The 14,571-nt window shown below is 69.4% G+C and carries 13 protein-coding genes; 12 read left to right on the forward strand and 1 reads right to left on the reverse strand.

Annotation, left to right across the window (positions count from 1 at the left end; genetic code table 11):
- Positions 1–264: 264 nt before the first annotated feature.
- The gene (locus tag AS96_RS10470; protein ID WP_036289448.1) at positions 265–1,830 is read left to right on the forward strand and encodes a Rieske 2Fe-2S domain-containing protein; all 1,566 of its coding nucleotides are present in this window, start codon (positions 265–267) and stop codon (positions 1,828–1,830) included.
- Positions 1,831–1,848: 18 nt separating this feature from the next.
- Here the strand turns inward: AS96_RS10470 and AS96_RS15035 are convergent, their stop codons facing one another.
- Positions 1,849–3,258, reverse strand: coding sequence for an HNH endonuclease signature motif containing protein (locus AS96_RS15035; protein WP_081768042.1), 1,410 nt, complete (start codon positions 3,256–3,258; stop codon positions 1,849–1,851).
- A 159-nt stretch (positions 3,259–3,417) separates the two neighbouring features.
- Between AS96_RS15035 and AS96_RS15290 the strand changes: the two genes are divergently transcribed.
- From AS96_RS15290 to rpoZ, 11 genes are all read left to right on the forward strand, one after another.
- A complete protein-coding gene (locus tag AS96_RS15290) occupies positions 3,418–3,561 on the forward strand; it encodes a hypothetical protein (protein WP_155947559.1) in 144 nt (47 codons plus the stop codon).
- A gap of 82 nt (positions 3,562–3,643) precedes the next feature.
- Positions 3,644–4,183, forward strand: a complete 540-nt coding sequence (gene pyrR, locus AS96_RS10480; RefSeq protein WP_036289450.1) for a bifunctional pyr operon transcriptional regulator/uracil phosphoribosyltransferase PyrR — start codon at positions 3,644–3,646, stop codon at positions 4,181–4,183.
- Positions 4,180–5,160 carry an aspartate carbamoyltransferase catalytic subunit gene (locus AS96_RS10485; protein ID WP_036289452.1) on the forward strand — a complete coding sequence of 327 codons (981 nt, stop codon included), beginning with the start codon at positions 4,180–4,182 and terminating at the stop codon, positions 5,158–5,160. Before pyrR ends, AS96_RS10485 begins: the two co-directional genes overlap by 4 nt.
- Positions 5,157–6,488 (forward strand): dihydroorotase, encoded by a 1,332-nt coding sequence (locus AS96_RS10490; RefSeq protein ID WP_197017294.1) that lies wholly within the window; start codon positions 5,157–5,159, stop codon positions 6,486–6,488. The genes AS96_RS10485 and AS96_RS10490 overlap by 4 nt, the downstream gene beginning before the upstream one ends.
- Positions 6,485–7,039 carry a PH-like domain-containing protein gene (locus tag AS96_RS10495; RefSeq protein ID WP_036289454.1) on the forward strand — a complete coding sequence of 185 codons (555 nt, stop codon included), beginning with the start codon at positions 6,485–6,487 and terminating at the stop codon, positions 7,037–7,039. Before AS96_RS10490 ends, AS96_RS10495 begins: the two co-directional genes overlap by 4 nt.
- On the forward strand, positions 7,036–8,304 hold the full coding sequence (carA, locus tag AS96_RS10500; RefSeq protein ID WP_081768043.1) for a glutamine-hydrolyzing carbamoyl-phosphate synthase small subunit: 1,269 nt from the start codon (positions 7,036–7,038) through the stop codon (positions 8,302–8,304). The genes AS96_RS10495 and carA overlap by 4 nt, the downstream gene beginning before the upstream one ends.
- Positions 8,304–11,618 (forward strand): carbamoyl-phosphate synthase large subunit, encoded by a 3,315-nt coding sequence (carB, locus tag AS96_RS10505; RefSeq protein ID WP_036289456.1) that lies wholly within the window; start codon positions 8,304–8,306, stop codon positions 11,616–11,618. Before carA ends, carB begins: the two co-directional genes overlap by 1 nt.
- The gene (gene pyrF / locus AS96_RS10510; protein ID WP_197017295.1) at positions 11,615–12,466 is read left to right on the forward strand and encodes an orotidine-5'-phosphate decarboxylase; all 852 of its coding nucleotides are present in this window, start codon (positions 11,615–11,617) and stop codon (positions 12,464–12,466) included. The genes carB and pyrF overlap by 4 nt, the downstream gene beginning before the upstream one ends.
- Positions 12,459–13,355, forward strand: a complete 897-nt coding sequence (gmk, locus tag AS96_RS10515; protein ID WP_036289458.1) for a guanylate kinase — start codon at positions 12,459–12,461, stop codon at positions 13,353–13,355. Before pyrF ends, gmk begins: the two co-directional genes overlap by 8 nt.
- Before the next feature lie 10 nt (positions 13,356–13,365).
- Positions 13,366–14,208 (forward strand): aspartyl protease family protein, encoded by an 843-nt coding sequence (locus AS96_RS10520; RefSeq protein ID WP_036289460.1) that lies wholly within the window; start codon positions 13,366–13,368, stop codon positions 14,206–14,208.
- 92 nt (positions 14,209–14,300) lie between these two features.
- Positions 14,301–14,555 carry a DNA-directed RNA polymerase subunit omega gene (gene rpoZ, locus AS96_RS10525; protein ID WP_005055218.1) on the forward strand — a complete coding sequence of 85 codons (255 nt, stop codon included), beginning with the start codon at positions 14,301–14,303 and terminating at the stop codon, positions 14,553–14,555.
- Positions 14,556–14,571: the final 16 nt, after the last annotated feature.

The following is a 14,571-nucleotide window of genomic DNA, read 5'->3' on the forward strand; positions in this document are numbered from 1 at the left end:
AGCCAGGAGCCTGCTCGAGGCCGGAGGTTTCAGACCCTCGCTACACCCTTGATTCCGAAGAGCCGGTTATCGCCACGGCGGTGATGCGCGCACGATAGTCGCCCGTTGTCCACGTCCCCGCGCTCATAGAAAGAACCTAGCTGGGAGGACCCGATCGTTCCTCGATGAGCCCAACGGAGCGGGCGAGATGCCACGCTCAGCGAGGCTCGAGGAGGGGCACGCCGACGCCGCGTAGACTCGGGAGCTGTTCGACCAGGAGGACCCATGCGGATCACAGGCCTCGGCCACGCCGGAATGTTCATCGAGACGACGGGCGGCAGCATCCTCTGCGACCCGGTGATGGGCCCGAGCTTCTTCGGATCGTGGTTCCCGTTCCCCGACAACCGGGGCCTGGACTGGACGCGCTTCGGAGCGGCCGACTTCCTCTACATCTCGCACCGTCACCGCGATCACTTCGACCCGGCGCTTCTCGAGCGCCACGTCCGTAAGGACATTCGAGTGCTCCTTCCCGAGTATCCGACCGATGATCTCGAGGTGGATCTCCGCCGCCTCGGCTACGACAACATCGTCTACACCCAGGCGGGCCAGACCCTGGAGTATCCCGGCGGCCTGAAGATCATGGTCACGCCGCTGCGGGCGCCCAGCGACGGCCCCATCGGCGACTCATCACTGAGCGTGGACGACGGCACCGCCAGCATCCTGAACCAGAACGACTCGCACCCCCTCGACCTCGATCGTCTGCTGTCGTTCTCCCAGCCCGACGCCTACTTCACGCAGGTCTCCGGCGCGATCTGGTGGCCCATGGTCTACGACCTGCCTCAGGACTCGAAGCAGCACTTCGCGAAGCTCAAGCGCGACGCGCAGAACAAGCGGGCGATGTACTACATCGAGAAGGTGGATGCCGAGCACGTCTTCCCGATGGCGGGACCGCCCATGTTCCTGCGCGAAGACCTGTTCCGCTTCAACGGGTGGGGGCTGGAGGACGACTCGATCTTCACCGATCAGCGCCAGTTCCTCGCGCACATGCGCGCCGAGCGTCCGGATCAGAAGGGCTACGAGTTCGTGCCCGGCACGCAGGTCGACCTCAACGGTGGCACGATCGAGATCACGCAGACCCTCTACACGCCGGATGAGATCGACCGGGTCTTCGACGACAAGTGGGCGTACCTCGCCGAGCAGCGCGACAGCCGCCAAGCGGAGGTCATCGCGGAGATCGAGACGCGGGCCGAGCCGATGGCACCGGATGAGATGCTCGCCGCGTTGCAGGAATGGTGGGAGCCGCTGCTGCGTCGCGCCCGCACGATCCGCACCGGCGTCGGCGGCAACGTGCGCTTCCGCATCGGCGAGCTCGACATGGTCGTGGACTTCCCGAAGGCCAAGGTGCGGGAGTATGCGGGCGAGGAGTGCATCTACTGGTACACGATCCCCGCCGATCTCGTCTCCACCAACATCCGTGACCACGAGATCGACTGGTCGAACTCGATCTTCCTGTCGATGCAGTTCGAGGTCGGCCGCAGCGGCAAGTTCAACGAGTTCCTCACCACGTTCCTGAAGTGCCTGTCCCGCGACCGCATCGAGTACGTCGAGAACTGGTACGCCGAGCAGTCCGATCAGACCGAGGATGCCGAGATCGGCGAGTGGACCGTGCAGCGCCGCTGCCCGCACCTGCGCGCCGACCTCACCAAGACAGGCAAGATCGAGGACGGCGTGCTCACCTGCGCCCTCCACGACTGGAAGTGGGATCTGGCGAGCGGGCAGTGCCTCACCGCACCGGGCCACCCGATCCGCGCGTCGCGCGTCGTCGAGACGGCATCGGCGCGCACCGCCTGATACCTCGCCGAGGCGCGTTCACGTCGTCAGAATGCGTTTCGCACGTTTCTTGAGCCGTACCGGCGAGGTGGTGACGACGCGCCAGCGGTGATCGGTGCCGTGCCACGGTGGGGCTTTGACCTCGGGAACCCCGCCGTTCATGCGGATCTGCCACCCGACCCGGTCAAGGAACCGGTGGTGGTACCAGCACAACAGGACGCCGTTGTCGGTGTGCGTGGGACCGCCCCGGGCATGTTCGGTGACGTGGTGGATCTCGCACCAACCGGCAGGAACGCCGCAGCCGGGGATGATGCACCCGCCGTCGCGAAGTGCGATCGCGCGACGCTGGTGCCGGTTGAAGACGCGCTCCTCGATGCCGATGGCGACGATCCTGCCGTCTGCCCGGCTGCTGATGCGCTGGACGGCACCCGCGCACGCGATGTGACGGGCGGCCGCCACGTCGACCGGCTGATCGCATCCCTGCGCGTGCGCGAAGCCCGTACCCGCGACGAGATCGTCGGCGTCGACGGAGACCACGAGAGTCGGCGCATGTCCGCCGATCGTCGGCAGGAGGCCGCTGGATGCCGCAACGCCGAGCGCCGCAGCGAGCGCATCGTGCTGTTTCTGCGCACGAGTCCGGTCGTCACGGGCCGGGAGCGGCTCATCGTCCGTCGCGGCGGGATCGTCGAAGGCGACGGCGGGGGACAGGTGCGCATCGAAGATCGTCTGCAGCTGCGCGGCCACCTCCGGCAAGAGCGTTCCGCGGATCGGAACTCCACCCGCGGTGGCCACCCCGAGCACGACCGAGCGCGTCCGCTCCGCGATCCGCTCGCGCGGCTCGGCGCCGTCCTGGTCGAGAGCGAGAGCCCAGGTCTGCGCGTGGATGCGCAGGAGTTCGGCACACGCGGGCGGTGCGGCATCCGGGCCCTCACCGCGCGCCTCGGCGACAACGATGTCCGCGGCATCCCTCCGCGCGGCAGCGGAGACGCGCGGCGCTGTCTGCTGGAGCGGACCCGTGATCGCCAGAATGCCGTCGACGCCGATGACGCCGTCGACCATCGCCGCGCGCACGGATGGGAAGGGTGCCTCGAGCACCTCACCAGTCGTCGGCGACACATCGGACCGCACCGCTGCGGCCGCCCGCTGCAACCGCGCGGCCGACCGCGGCTCGATCCGCGTGAGCGTCTGCAGCAGCTGCGTGACGTCGCGGCATCCGAGGTGCGAGGTCATCCGCTCGTCACGCACGGGGTTGTCCGAGCGTCGCATGACCTCGCCGGTCGCGTCGATCAGGAGCGCCTCGAGCAACCGGCCGACCTCGGCGATGGCGGCGATCTGCCGAGCGAGCTCACTCTCGCTCGCCCGCTCGAAGACGCGATCCTCCGACGCTCCGCGCAGCATCATGGCGGCCTGCGACCGCAGGTCGTCGAGGTGTGCTGCGAGGAGGTCCATACCCCCATTCTGCCGACGGCCTCCGACATCACAGGCTGGAAAAGTCCAGATCGAGAGAGAAAACATCACATGTCGCGTGAGAGTGTTCTCATGCGATTCATCGGCCTGCCCTAGAGTGAGCGCGACCACTGCGCCCGGGTGCGCGAGGGGAGCTGTGACATGAGAATCGACCCGCTGCACCTCGTGGACGTCACACGCCTGCGCGCGGCGTCGTTCTGGTCGGTGACGCTGCTGGTCCTCGCCCTCACCGCCGCCCGCGCCGGCGTGCGGCGCGCGATCGCGCCGGGGAGACCCACAACCTGAGGCGCCGCCCGGTTCGGGTAGAGTGGGGCCGAACCACAGCAACCTTTAACACCGTCCAGAGAGGCGGAGAAGGGAGCGGCGGATGAGCACCGGTAACACGCGTACCGTGATGCAGACAGCCGACATCGCCCGCGCACTGACTCGGATCTCCCACGAGATCCTGGAGTCCAACAAGGGGGCCGATGATCTCGTCCTCCTCGGCATCCCGACCCGGGGAGTGACGCTCGCCGGACGCATCGGCGCTCTCCTCGGCGACATCTCCGGCACCTCCGTGCCGGTCGGTGCCCTCGACGTCACGATGTACCGCGACGACCTGCACCGCAATCCCACGCGGACTCCCCGCCCGACGCAGATCCCGGCCGGAGGCGTCGACGGCAAGACCATCGTCCTGGTTGACGACGTGCTCTTCTCCGGACGCAGCATCCGTGCGGCCCTCGACGCGCTCGGCGACATCGGCCGGCCGGCCGCCGTGCGGCTCGCGATCCTCGTCGACCGCGGGCACCGCGAGCTGCCGATCCGGCCCGACTTCGTCGGCAAGAACCTGCCGAGTGCACGCAGCGAGCGGGTCAACGTGCACCTGGCCGAGGTCGACGGCATCGAAGAGGTGACGATCGCGTCATGAGGCACCTGCTCGACACCCGGACGCTCTCCCGCGAGGATGCCCTGCGCATCCTCGACGTCGCCGAAGACATGCGCGACACCCAGTCGCGCGAGATCAAGAAACTGCCGACCCTGCGCGGCAAGACGGTCGTCAACCTGTTCTTCGAGGACTCCACCCGCACCCGCATCTCGTTCGAGGCCGCCGCGAAGCGCCTGTCGGCCGACGTGATCAACTTCTCGGCCAAGGGATCGAGCGTCAGCAAGGGCGAGTCCCTGCAGGACACCGCCCAGACGCTGCAGGCGATGGGCGCGGATGCCGTGGTCATCCGTCACGGCGCCTCCGGTGCTCCGCAGACGCTCGCGACCAGCGGCTGGATCACCGCCGGCGTCGTCAACGCCGGAGACGGCACCCACGAGCACCCTACGCAAGCGCTCCTGGACGCGTTCACCATCCGCAAGCGCCGCTTCGGCGACGACAGCCGTGGCCGCGACCTCGCCGGTGTGCGGGTCGCGATCGTGGGGGACATCCTGCACTCGCGCGTGGCCCGCTCCAACGTGTGGCTGCTGCACACGCTCGGAGCCCAGGTCACCCTCGTCGCTCCGCCGACGCTGGTTCCACAGGACGTGTCGCGGTGGCCGGCTCGCGTCGTCTACGACCTCGACGAGGCGCTGTCCGCCCGGCCTGACGCTGTCATGATGCTGCGAATCCAGCTGGAACGCATGAACGCGGCATATTTCCCGACTGAACGGGAGTATTCCCGTCGATGGGGACTGGACGCGAGGCGTCTGGCCACTCTCGCGGACGGTAGCATTGTGATGCACCCGGGCCCCATGAACCGGGGCTTGGAGATCTCCGCCGACGCCGCCGATTCCCCACGATCGACCGTGCTGGAGCAGGTCGCGAACGGCGTGTCGGTGCGGATGGCGGTGCTGTACCTGGTGCTGGCCGGAGAACGTTCCGGCGAGCGCGACACGAACGCAGAGGAGCACACCCCGTGACGGTTCGACACCCCTCGGCGCGCCCGACGATCATCCGCGGGGCCCGTGTCGGCGACGGGGCGACGACGGATCTCCTTCTCGAAGACGGCCGGATCAGTCAGGTCGGCAGCGGCCTGAGCCGCGCCGGCGCCGACATCGTGGATGCCGACGGCCTGATCGCCCTGCCGGGCCTGGTCGATCTGCACGTGCACTTGCGCGAGCCCGGCTACGAGGCGTCGGAGACGGTGCTCACCGGCTCACGCGCAGCGGCCGCCGGCGGATTCACGACCGTTTTCGCCATGCCGAACACCTCGCCCGTCGCGGACACAGCCGGCGTCGTCGAGCAGGAGCTCGCGCTGGGCGAGGCGGCGGGATACGTCCACGTCCAGCCGATCGGCGCCGTGACCGTCGGCCAGAAGGGCGAGCGGCTCGCGGAGCTCGGTGCGATGGCGTCCTCGCGGGCCCGCGTGCGCGTCTTCAGCGACGACGGCTTCTGCGTCTTCGACCCGCTCATCATGCGTCGCGCACTCGAATACGTGAAGGCATTCGACGGCGTCGTCGCCCAGCACGCGCAGGACCCCCGCTTGACCGAGGGCGCCCAGATGAACGAGGGCTCCGTGTCGGCCGAGCTCGGCCTGACCGGATGGCCGGCGGTCGCCGAGGAGTCGATCATCGCCCGTGACGTCCTTCTCGCCGAGCACGTCGGCTCGCGTCTGCACGTGTGCCACCTCTCGACGGCCGGTTCGGTCGACATCATCCGGTGGGCAAAGAAGCGCGGGGTGAACGTGACCGCCGAAGTCACCCCCCACCACCTGCTGCTGACCGAGGAGCTCGTGCGCGGCTATGACGCCCGCTACAAGGTCAACCCGCCGCTGCGCCGCGACGAGGACGTGCAGGCGGTGCGCGAAGGCCTCGCGGACGGCACGATCGACATCGTCGCGACCGACCACGCGCCGCATCCGGCGGAGGCGAAGTCGTGCGAGTGGCAGGCGGCGGCCAACGGCATGGTCGGGCTGGAATCCGCCCTGCGCGTCGTGCACCAGGCGATGGTGCAGACGGGGATGCTGTCCTGGGACGACGTGGCCCGCGTGATGTCGGCCGCCCCGGCGCGCATCGGACGGCTCGACGACGCCGGCACGCCGCTGGCGGTGGGAGCTGCGGCATCCCTCACGCTGTACGACCCCGCCCCGACGCGGACGTTCGGCCGCGACGACCTGCGGGGCCGGAGCGTCAACTCGCCCTACCTCGGACGGGAGCTTCCGGGCGAGGTGCGCTCGACGTTCTTCCGCGGAGCCGCGACCGTCGCCAACGGCGTCGTGGCCGAGAGCATGGGGGAGGTGTCGGCATGACCCGGGAAGGCGCCCTGCTCGTCATGATCGCGGTCGCAGTCGCCCTGCTGGCGCTGGGAGCATTCGCCTGGCGACGACGATCGCGGCGGGATGCCGGGATCACCGCCCCCTTCGGGGAGGTGCCGGATGCCGCTGCCGTCCAGACCGTGTCGACCGGCTTCTACGTCGCCACGACCCGGCACGGCGAGGCGCTCGAACGACTCGCCATCCGCGGACTGGGCTTCCGCTCGCGCGTCGACGTCACGGTCACCGACCGCGGCGTGGCGCTGGACCTCGTCGGCCAGCCGCGGATGTTCCTGAGCACCGAGCGCATCGTGTCGGTCGGTCTCGCGAACACCGCCATCGACCGCGTCGTCGAGCCGGGCGGCCTCGTCCGCCTCACGTGGCGCGCGGACGGCGCCGACGGCGCCACCGAGACGGTCGACAGCTACCTCCGCCCGCAGGACGGGTCCGCTCAGGGCCTCGCCGCTGCGATCATCGCCATCCTGCCGCCGTCGACCCCGACCGCGCCGGACCAGACCTCCACACCATCGACGGGAAACGCCGCATGACCTTCTTGCTCGACCCTGCCGTCCTCGTCCTCGAAGACGGCTCACGCCACCCCGGACGCGCCTACGGCGCGCGGGGCACCACCCTCGGCGAAGTCGTCTTCTCGACCGGCATGACCGGATACCAGGAGACCCTCACCGACCCCTCGTACGCAGGACAAATCGTGCTGCAGACCGCTCCCCACATCGGCAACACCGGGATGAACGGCGAAGACCCCGAGTCGCGCCGCATCTGGGTCGCCGGCTACATCGTGCGCGACCCCTCACGCGTCGTGTCGAACTGGCGCGCCGACGAGTCGCTCGACGACGCCCTCGTCCGCGACGGCATCGTCGGCATCGCCGGCGTCGACACGCGCGCCGTCACCCGCGTGCTCCGTTCGTCGGGCTCGATGCGCGGCGGTGTGTTCTCCGGCGAGGCCGCTCGGCTCGACCCCGAGGAACAGCTGCGCATCGTCCGCGAAGCACCCCAGATGGCCGGCCAGAACCTCTCGGCGGAGGTGTCGGTCAGCGACGTCGAGGTCACTCCGGCCGACGAGGGCGTCGAGAGGATCGGGAACCTCGCCGTGCTCGACCTGGGCGTCAAGCGTGCGACCGTGCTCAACCTCGCCGCCCGCGGCTTCGACGTGCACGTGCTGCCGCAGTCGGCGACGATCGACGAGGTCCGCGCGATCGACCCGGTGGCGGTCTTCTACTCGAACGGTCCGGGCGACCCCGCGGCATCCGACGACCACGTCACCCTGCTGCGCAACGTGCTCGACGACGGTCTGCCGTTCTTCGGCATCTGCTTCGGCAACCAGCTGCTCGGCCGTGCCCTCGGCTTCGGCACGTACAAGCTGCCGTTCGGCCACCGCGGCATCAACCAGCCCGTGCTTGACAAGCAGACCGGGCGCGTGGAGATCACGGCGCACAACCACGGGTTCGCCGTCGACGCGCCACTCGACGGCGAAACCCTCAGCCCGAACGGCTACGGCCGCGTCGAGGTGAGCCACATCGGCCTCAACGACAACGTCGTCGAGGGCCTGCGCGCCCTCGACATCCCGGCGTTCAGCGTGCAGTACCACCCCGAGGCCGCCGGCGGCCCGCACGACGCCAACTACCTCTTCGACCGCTTCGCCGACATGGTGCGGTCGCACCGCGCCGCGACATCCAGCCGTGTCCCACTTTCTGCTGCCTCCGCAGGCTCCGGAGAGCACCAATCGGGACATCAAGGGACAGAAGTGGGACACGCACAGCAAGAAGTGGGACACGAAGGAGAGGGCAAGAACTGATGCCCAAGCGCGACGACATCAACAGCGTCCTCGTCATCGGCTCCGGCCCGATCGTGATCGGTCAGGCCTGCGAGTTCGACTACTCCGGAACCCAGGCGTGCCGCGTGCTGCGCGAGGAGGGCGTGCGCGTCATCCTCGTGAACTCGAACCCGGCGACGATCATGACCGACCCCGACTTCGCGGACGCGACCTACATCGAGCCGATCACGCCCGCCGTGATCGAGACGATCATCCAGAAGGAGAAGCCCGACGCGATCCTGCCGACCCTCGGCGGCCAGACCGCGCTGAATGCCGCCATGGCGCTGCACGAGCAGGGCATCCTCGACAGGTACGGCGTGGAGCTCATCGGCGCCAAGGTCGACGCCATCCGCAAGGGCGAGGACCGTCAGATCTTCAAGCAGCTCGTGCTGGATGCCGGGGCCGACGTCGCCCGCAGCGTCATCTGCCACACGATGGACGACCTGATCTCCGGCGCCGCCGAGCTCGGCTATCCGCTCGTGGTCCGTCCCTCGTTCACAATGGGCGGCCTCGGCTCGGGCTTCGCCTACAACGAGGACGACCTCCGCCGCATCGGCGGCGCGGGCCTGCGCGACTCGCCGACCACCGAGGTGCTCCTGGAGGAGTCGATCCTCGGGTGGAAGGAGTACGAGCTCGAGCTGATGCGCGACATGGCCGACAACACGGTCGTCGTCTGCTCGATCGAGAACGTCGACCCCGTCGGCGTGCACACGGGCGACTCGATCACGGTCGCCCCCGCGCTGACTCTCACCGACCGCGAGTACCAGAAGCTCCGTGACATCGGCATCGACATCATCCGCGCCGTCGGCGTGGACACCGGCGGCTGCAACATCCAGTTCGCCGTCGACCCGGCATCCGGACGCATCATCGTCATCGAGATGAACCCGCGCGTCTCGCGCTCGTCGGCGCTCGCGTCGAAGGCGACGGGATTCCCGATCGCCAAGCTCGCCGCGAAGCTCGCCATCGGCTACCGCCTCGACGAGGTCCCCAACGACATCACCCAGGCGACGCCGGCGAGCTTCGAGCCGACGCTCGACTACGTCGTGGTCAAGGTGCCGCGCTTCAACTTCGAGAAGTTCCCGAACGCCGACGCGACGCTGACGACCACCATGAAGTCGGTGGGCGAGGCGATGGCCATCGGCCGCAACTACACGACGGCGTTGCAGAAGGCGTTGCGCTCGCTGGAGAAGCGCGGATCGAGCTTCCACTGGGGCGAGGAGCCCCGCTCGGTGGAGGAGCTGCTGGAGATCGCGAAGACGCCGACCGACGGCCGCATCGTGACGCTCCAGCAGGCGATGCGCAAGGGCGCGAGCGTCGAGCAGGCGTTCGAGGCCACGAAGATCGACCCGTGGTTCCTGGACCAGATGGCGCTCATCAACGAGGTCGCCGCGTTCGTGCAGGCGGCGCCCGAGCTGGATGCCGCGACGCTGCGTCTCGCGAAGGAGCACGGCTTCAGCGACGCCCAACTCGCGCAGCTGCGCGGCGTCACGGAGGCGGAGATCCGCGGAGTGCGCTATGGCCTCGGCATCCGTCCGGTCTACAAGACGGTCGACACGTGCGCGGGGGAGTTCCCGGCGCTCACGCCGTACCACTACTCGAGCTACGACCACGAGACCGAAGTCACGCCGAGCGAGCGCACCAAGGTCGTCATCATCGGATCGGGGCCTAACCGCATCGGCCAGGGCGTCGAGTTCGACTACTCCTGCGTGCACGCCTCCTTCGCCCTCTCGGATGCCGGCTACGAGACGATCATGGTCAACTGCAACCCGGAGACGGTGTCGACCGACTACGACACGAGCGACCGGCTCTACTTCGAACCGCTGACGCTGGAGGACGTGCTCGAAGTGCTGCACGCCGAGGCGAAGTCGGGGACCATCCTGGGCGTCGTCTGTCAGCTTGGCGGCCAGACCCCGCTGGGCCTTGCGAAGGGCATCGAGGAGGCCGGGTACACGATCCTGGGAACCTCGCCCGCCGCGATCGACATCGCCGAGGAGCGCGAGCTGTTCTCGCAGCTGCTCGACCGGGCCGGACTGATCGCCCCGCGTCATGACACCGCCATCGACGAGGCGGGCGCCGTCGCGATCGCCGAAGAGATCGGCTACCCCGTGCTCGTGCGCCCCAGCTTCGTGCTCGGTGGCCGTGGCATGGAGATCGTCTACGACACCGAGAGCCTGCGCGACTACTTCGTCCGCACCGCCGGCGAGGTCGTCATCGAAGAGGGCAAGCCGCTGCTGGTCGACCGCTTCCTCGACGACGCGATCGAGCTCGACGTCGATGCGCTCTACGACGGCCACGAGCTCTACATCGGCGGCGTCATGGAGCACCTGGAGGAAGCCGGCATCCACTCCGGCGACTCGTCGTGCACCCTGCCGCCCATCTCGCTCGGCCGCACCGAGATCGACCGCGTCCGTGCCGCGACTCATGCGATCGCGGAAGGCGTCGGTGTCCGCGGACTGCTGAACGTGCAGTTCGCCGTCTCGGCCGGGGTCCTCTACGTCATCGAGGCGAACCCGCGGGCTTCGCGCACCGTGCCGTTCGTGTCGAAGGCGCTCGGCATTCCGCTCGCCAAGGCCGCCTCCCGCATCATGGCGGGCGCCACCGTGGCCGAGCTGAAGGCCGAGGGGCTGCTTCCGCTCGTGGACGGATCGCGCGTGCCGCTGGATGCCCCCGTCGCTGTCAAGGAGGCCGTGCTGCCGTTCAAGCGTTTCCGCACCGCCGACGGCCACACCGTCGACTCGGTGCTGGGCCCGGAGATGCGCTCCACCGGCGAGGTCATGGGCATCGACCGCGACTTCCCGACGGCGTTCGCGAAGAGCCAGGCCGCGGCGTACGGCGGCATGCCGACGTCGGGGACCGTGTTCCTGTCGGTCGCCGATGACGACAAGCGTGCCGTCATCCTGCCGGCCCACCGCCTGCAGGAGCTCGGCTTCCGCCTCATCGCGACCGAGGGCACCGCCGAGATCCTGGCCCGTAACGGCATCCGCGTCGGTGTGGTGGGCAAGTACTCCGAAACGCAGGAGTCCGGCGAGCGCAACGTCGTCGATCTCATCAACGCCGGGGAGATCGACATCGTCGTGAACACCCCGTCCGGAGGAATCGCCCGTGCCGACGGGTACGAGATCCGCGCGGCGGCGGTGGCGGCCGACAAGGCACTGTTCACCACGATGGCCGTCCTGGGCGCCGCCGTGAGCGCACTGCCCGTCCTGCGTGGAGGCTTCTCGGTGCGCAGCCTCCAGGAGTATGCGCGCGACCGGTCGGACGCTCTCGCGGCCGCCGAGCAGCGGGCGGCCGTGTGATCTCGTCCGGTTCTCGACTGCCGTTCGGCTCTCGACTTCAGAAGGCCGTCGCGGCGCGCGGACGCCTGTGCGTCGGCATCGACCCCCACGAAGCGCTCCTGCGCGAGTGGGGTCTCGGTGTCGACGCCGCCGGCGTCCGCGAGTTCGGGCTGCGCACGGTGGATGCCGCGGCATCCACCGTCGCCGTCGTCAAGCCCCAGGTCTCGTTCTTCGAGCGATTCGGCTCGGCCGGCTACGCCGCCCTCGAAGAGGTGATGGCGGCGGCGCGCGCCGCGGGTCTGCTGGTGATCGCCGACGCCAAGCGGGGCGACATCGGCACCACGATGGACGCGTACGCCGCGGCGTGGCTCACGCCCGGCTCTGCGCTGGAGGCCGATGCGCTGACCGTCAGCCCGTATCTGGGCGTGGGTGCACTGTCGTCGACGTTCGCGTACGCGCTCGCGCACGACAAGGGCGTCTTCGTCCTCGCCGCCACCAGCAATCCCGAAGCCGCGGGACTGCAGTCCGCCCGGCGTGGGCAGGAGACGGTGGCCGCGACGGTGGCCGCCGAGGTCGTCGCCGCTGATCCGACGGGTGCCGACGAGTGGGCGTCGCTGGGGCTCGTCGTCGGCGCGACGGTCGATCTCGCCGCGCTCGGGCTGCGCGCGTTCGAGCGTCCGGTGCCGCTTCTGGCACCGGGCTTCGGCGCGCAGGGGGCGCAGCCGGCCGACCTCCCGCGTGTTTTCGGCGATCTCGCCGCGGCCGTCATCGCGAGCGAGAGCCGCAGCATCCTCTCGGCCGGCCCGGAGGGCCTCGCCGCACGCATCGCGGAGCGCGCAGAGCTGTACCGTGGAAGATCCCATGGCTGATTCCCGCACTCCTCCCGAGGTCGACCGCGTCGCGGCATCCCGTCGCGCTGTCGCGGCCCGACGCGAGCGCGCCGCACTCAAGCACGATGTGGCGATGCGGGTCATCACGCCGCAGGAGCTGCTGCAGCGCGCGCTCGACGCTCCTGACTCACCCGCGGGCGCGATGCGGATCACCGAGTTCCTGACGGCGCTGCCGGCGATCGGCGAGGGCAAGCGCGACCGTGTGCTGGCCGAGCTGGAGATCGCGCCCGTCAAGCGGCTCGGGGGACTCGGCACGCGCCAGCGCGCAGCGCTCACGGCGTGGCTCGACGGCCGGTTCCCTCTCCTCCAGCCCCGCAGCGGCCGCAGCCGGCTCATCGTGCTGGCCGGCCCGACCGCCGTGGGCAAGGGCACCGTCGCCGCCTACATCAAGGACCATCACCCCGAGATCCTGCTGTCGGTGTCGGCGACCACGCGCGCACCGCGCCCGGGAGAGGTCGACGGCGAGCACTACTTCTTCGTGGACGATGACGGTTTCGACGCCCTCATCGCCGACGACGCCCTCCTCGAGCACGCGACGGTGCACAACGCGTTCCGGTACGGTACGCCGCGCGCGCCGATCGAGAAGGCGCTGGCGGAGGGGCGCACGGTGCTCCTGGAGATCGACCTGCAGGGTGCCCGCCAGGTGCGCGCTGCCGCTCCGGATGCCACCCTCGTGTTCCTGACGCCGCCGAGCTGGGACGAGCTGGTCAACCGCCTCGTCGGGCGCGGCACGGAAGGTCCGGAGGAGCGGGCGCGCCGCCTCAAGACGGCGAAGGTCGAGCTGGCCGCGCAAGGGGAGTTCGATTACCGCGTCGTCAACGACGACGTCGCCCGCGCCGCCGCCGAGATCGCCGCCCTCGCCGGCTGAGCCGCACTCCATGGCCACGACACTGCCGCTGACGATCATTCCCGATCCCGATGGCGAGGGGTCCGCCTCCGTCTTCGTGGATGTGGAGATCGACGGACGACGCATGCCGTTCCTCCTCGACACGGGCGCTGCCGGCAGCAGGACGTCGCATGGGCCCCCGACGACGGACGGCGGACCTCCGCAACGCGTGGCACAATCCGGTGGCGCGCTCGGCGGAGATGCTCGACAGATGAGACGAGCGATGGTGAAGACGCTCATCTGGGGCGCCGGGGACAGAGCGCTCACCGTGCACGGCATCGAGATGGAAGCGGCCGACGATGACCTCCCAGGCCCCGCCCACATCCTCGGTCTCGACGTGCTCGCCGCGCACCGCCTCGACGTGATCTACAGCGCACACCTGCTGGTCGTCGACGGCGAGGGTCGGGCCCCTCTCACAACGCCTCTGCTCTTGTCGTCGCACGGCCACCCGCACGTCGAGCTGGACTGGAACGGTCTGAAGGTGTGCGCGCTCCTCGACACCGGCGCGAGCGTCTCCATCGTGGACAGTGCGTTCGCCGCCGCCCACCCGAGCATCGTCGCCGTCCACGGACGCGACAACGGGACCGATGCCTACGGCACCACGGCTGAAACGCAGATGGCGACTCTCGCCGGGCCGCGCATCGGCGGCCGCGCCTTCCGGCCATCATTGGCCGCCATCGCACCGATCCGCGGCATCCAGCCGGCGGGTGACCCCGAGTTCGACGTCATCCTCGGTCATCCGCTTCTCGCGCAGGCCGACTGGTCTCTCGATCTTCCGGGCCGAAGATGGTCGTTCGTCGATGAGCTCGTCGCGGACGCGGCGCTGATAGAATGAACGGATGCCGCGGCATCCTGCGGCCACGAGTTCTCCCGCGTGGGCGTTCCCCGCGAGTTTTCCCCACCGCCATTCGATCCTGGAGGTTCATCATGGCCGGACGTGACAAGGGCATCATCGACCCGCCCATCGACGCGCTGCTCGACAAGGTCGACTCGAAGTACCAGCTGGTGATCTACGCGTCCAAGCGCGCACGCCAGATCAACGACTACTACTCCGACCTGCACGAGGGCAACCTCTTCGACAACGTCGGCCCGCTCGTCGATTCGAGCGTGGAGGACAAGCCCCTCACGATCGCGCTGCACGAGATCCACGAGGACAAGCTGCGCCTGCGCGCGGCGGAGTGATCCCCGCCTGACATCA

It is taken from the genome of Microbacterium sp. MRS-1, assembly GCF_000585455.1.
GTDB classification, from domain to species: domain Bacteria; phylum Actinomycetota; class Actinomycetes; order Actinomycetales; family Microbacteriaceae; genus Microbacterium; species Microbacterium laevaniformans.

Coding starts and splice junctions, on each gene's coding strand:
- AS96_RS10470 (WP_036289448.1), top strand. CDS start 265: ATGCGGATCACAGGCCTCGGCCACGCCGGAATGTTCATCGAGACGACG.
- AS96_RS15035 (WP_081768042.1), bottom strand. CDS start 3,258: ATGGACCTCCTCGCAGCACACCTCGACGACCTGCGGTCGCAGGCCGCC.
- AS96_RS15290 (WP_155947559.1), top strand. CDS start 3,418: ATGAGAATCGACCCGCTGCACCTCGTGGACGTCACACGCCTGCGCGCG.
- pyrR (WP_036289450.1), top strand. CDS start 3,644: ATGAGCACCGGTAACACGCGTACCGTGATGCAGACAGCCGACATCGCC.
- AS96_RS10485 (WP_036289452.1), top strand. CDS start 4,180: ATGAGGCACCTGCTCGACACCCGGACGCTCTCCCGCGAGGATGCCCTG.
- AS96_RS10495 (WP_036289454.1), top strand. CDS start 6,485: ATGACCCGGGAAGGCGCCCTGCTCGTCATGATCGCGGTCGCAGTCGCC.
- carA (WP_081768043.1), top strand. CDS start 7,036: ATGACCTTCTTGCTCGACCCTGCCGTCCTCGTCCTCGAAGACGGCTCA.
- carB (WP_036289456.1), top strand. CDS start 8,304: ATGCCCAAGCGCGACGACATCAACAGCGTCCTCGTCATCGGCTCCGGC.
- gmk (WP_036289458.1), top strand. CDS start 12,459: ATGGCTGATTCCCGCACTCCTCCCGAGGTCGACCGCGTCGCGGCATCC.
- AS96_RS10520 (WP_036289460.1), top strand. CDS start 13,366: ATGGCCACGACACTGCCGCTGACGATCATTCCCGATCCCGATGGCGAG.
- rpoZ (WP_005055218.1), top strand. CDS start 14,301: ATGGCCGGACGTGACAAGGGCATCATCGACCCGCCCATCGACGCGCTG.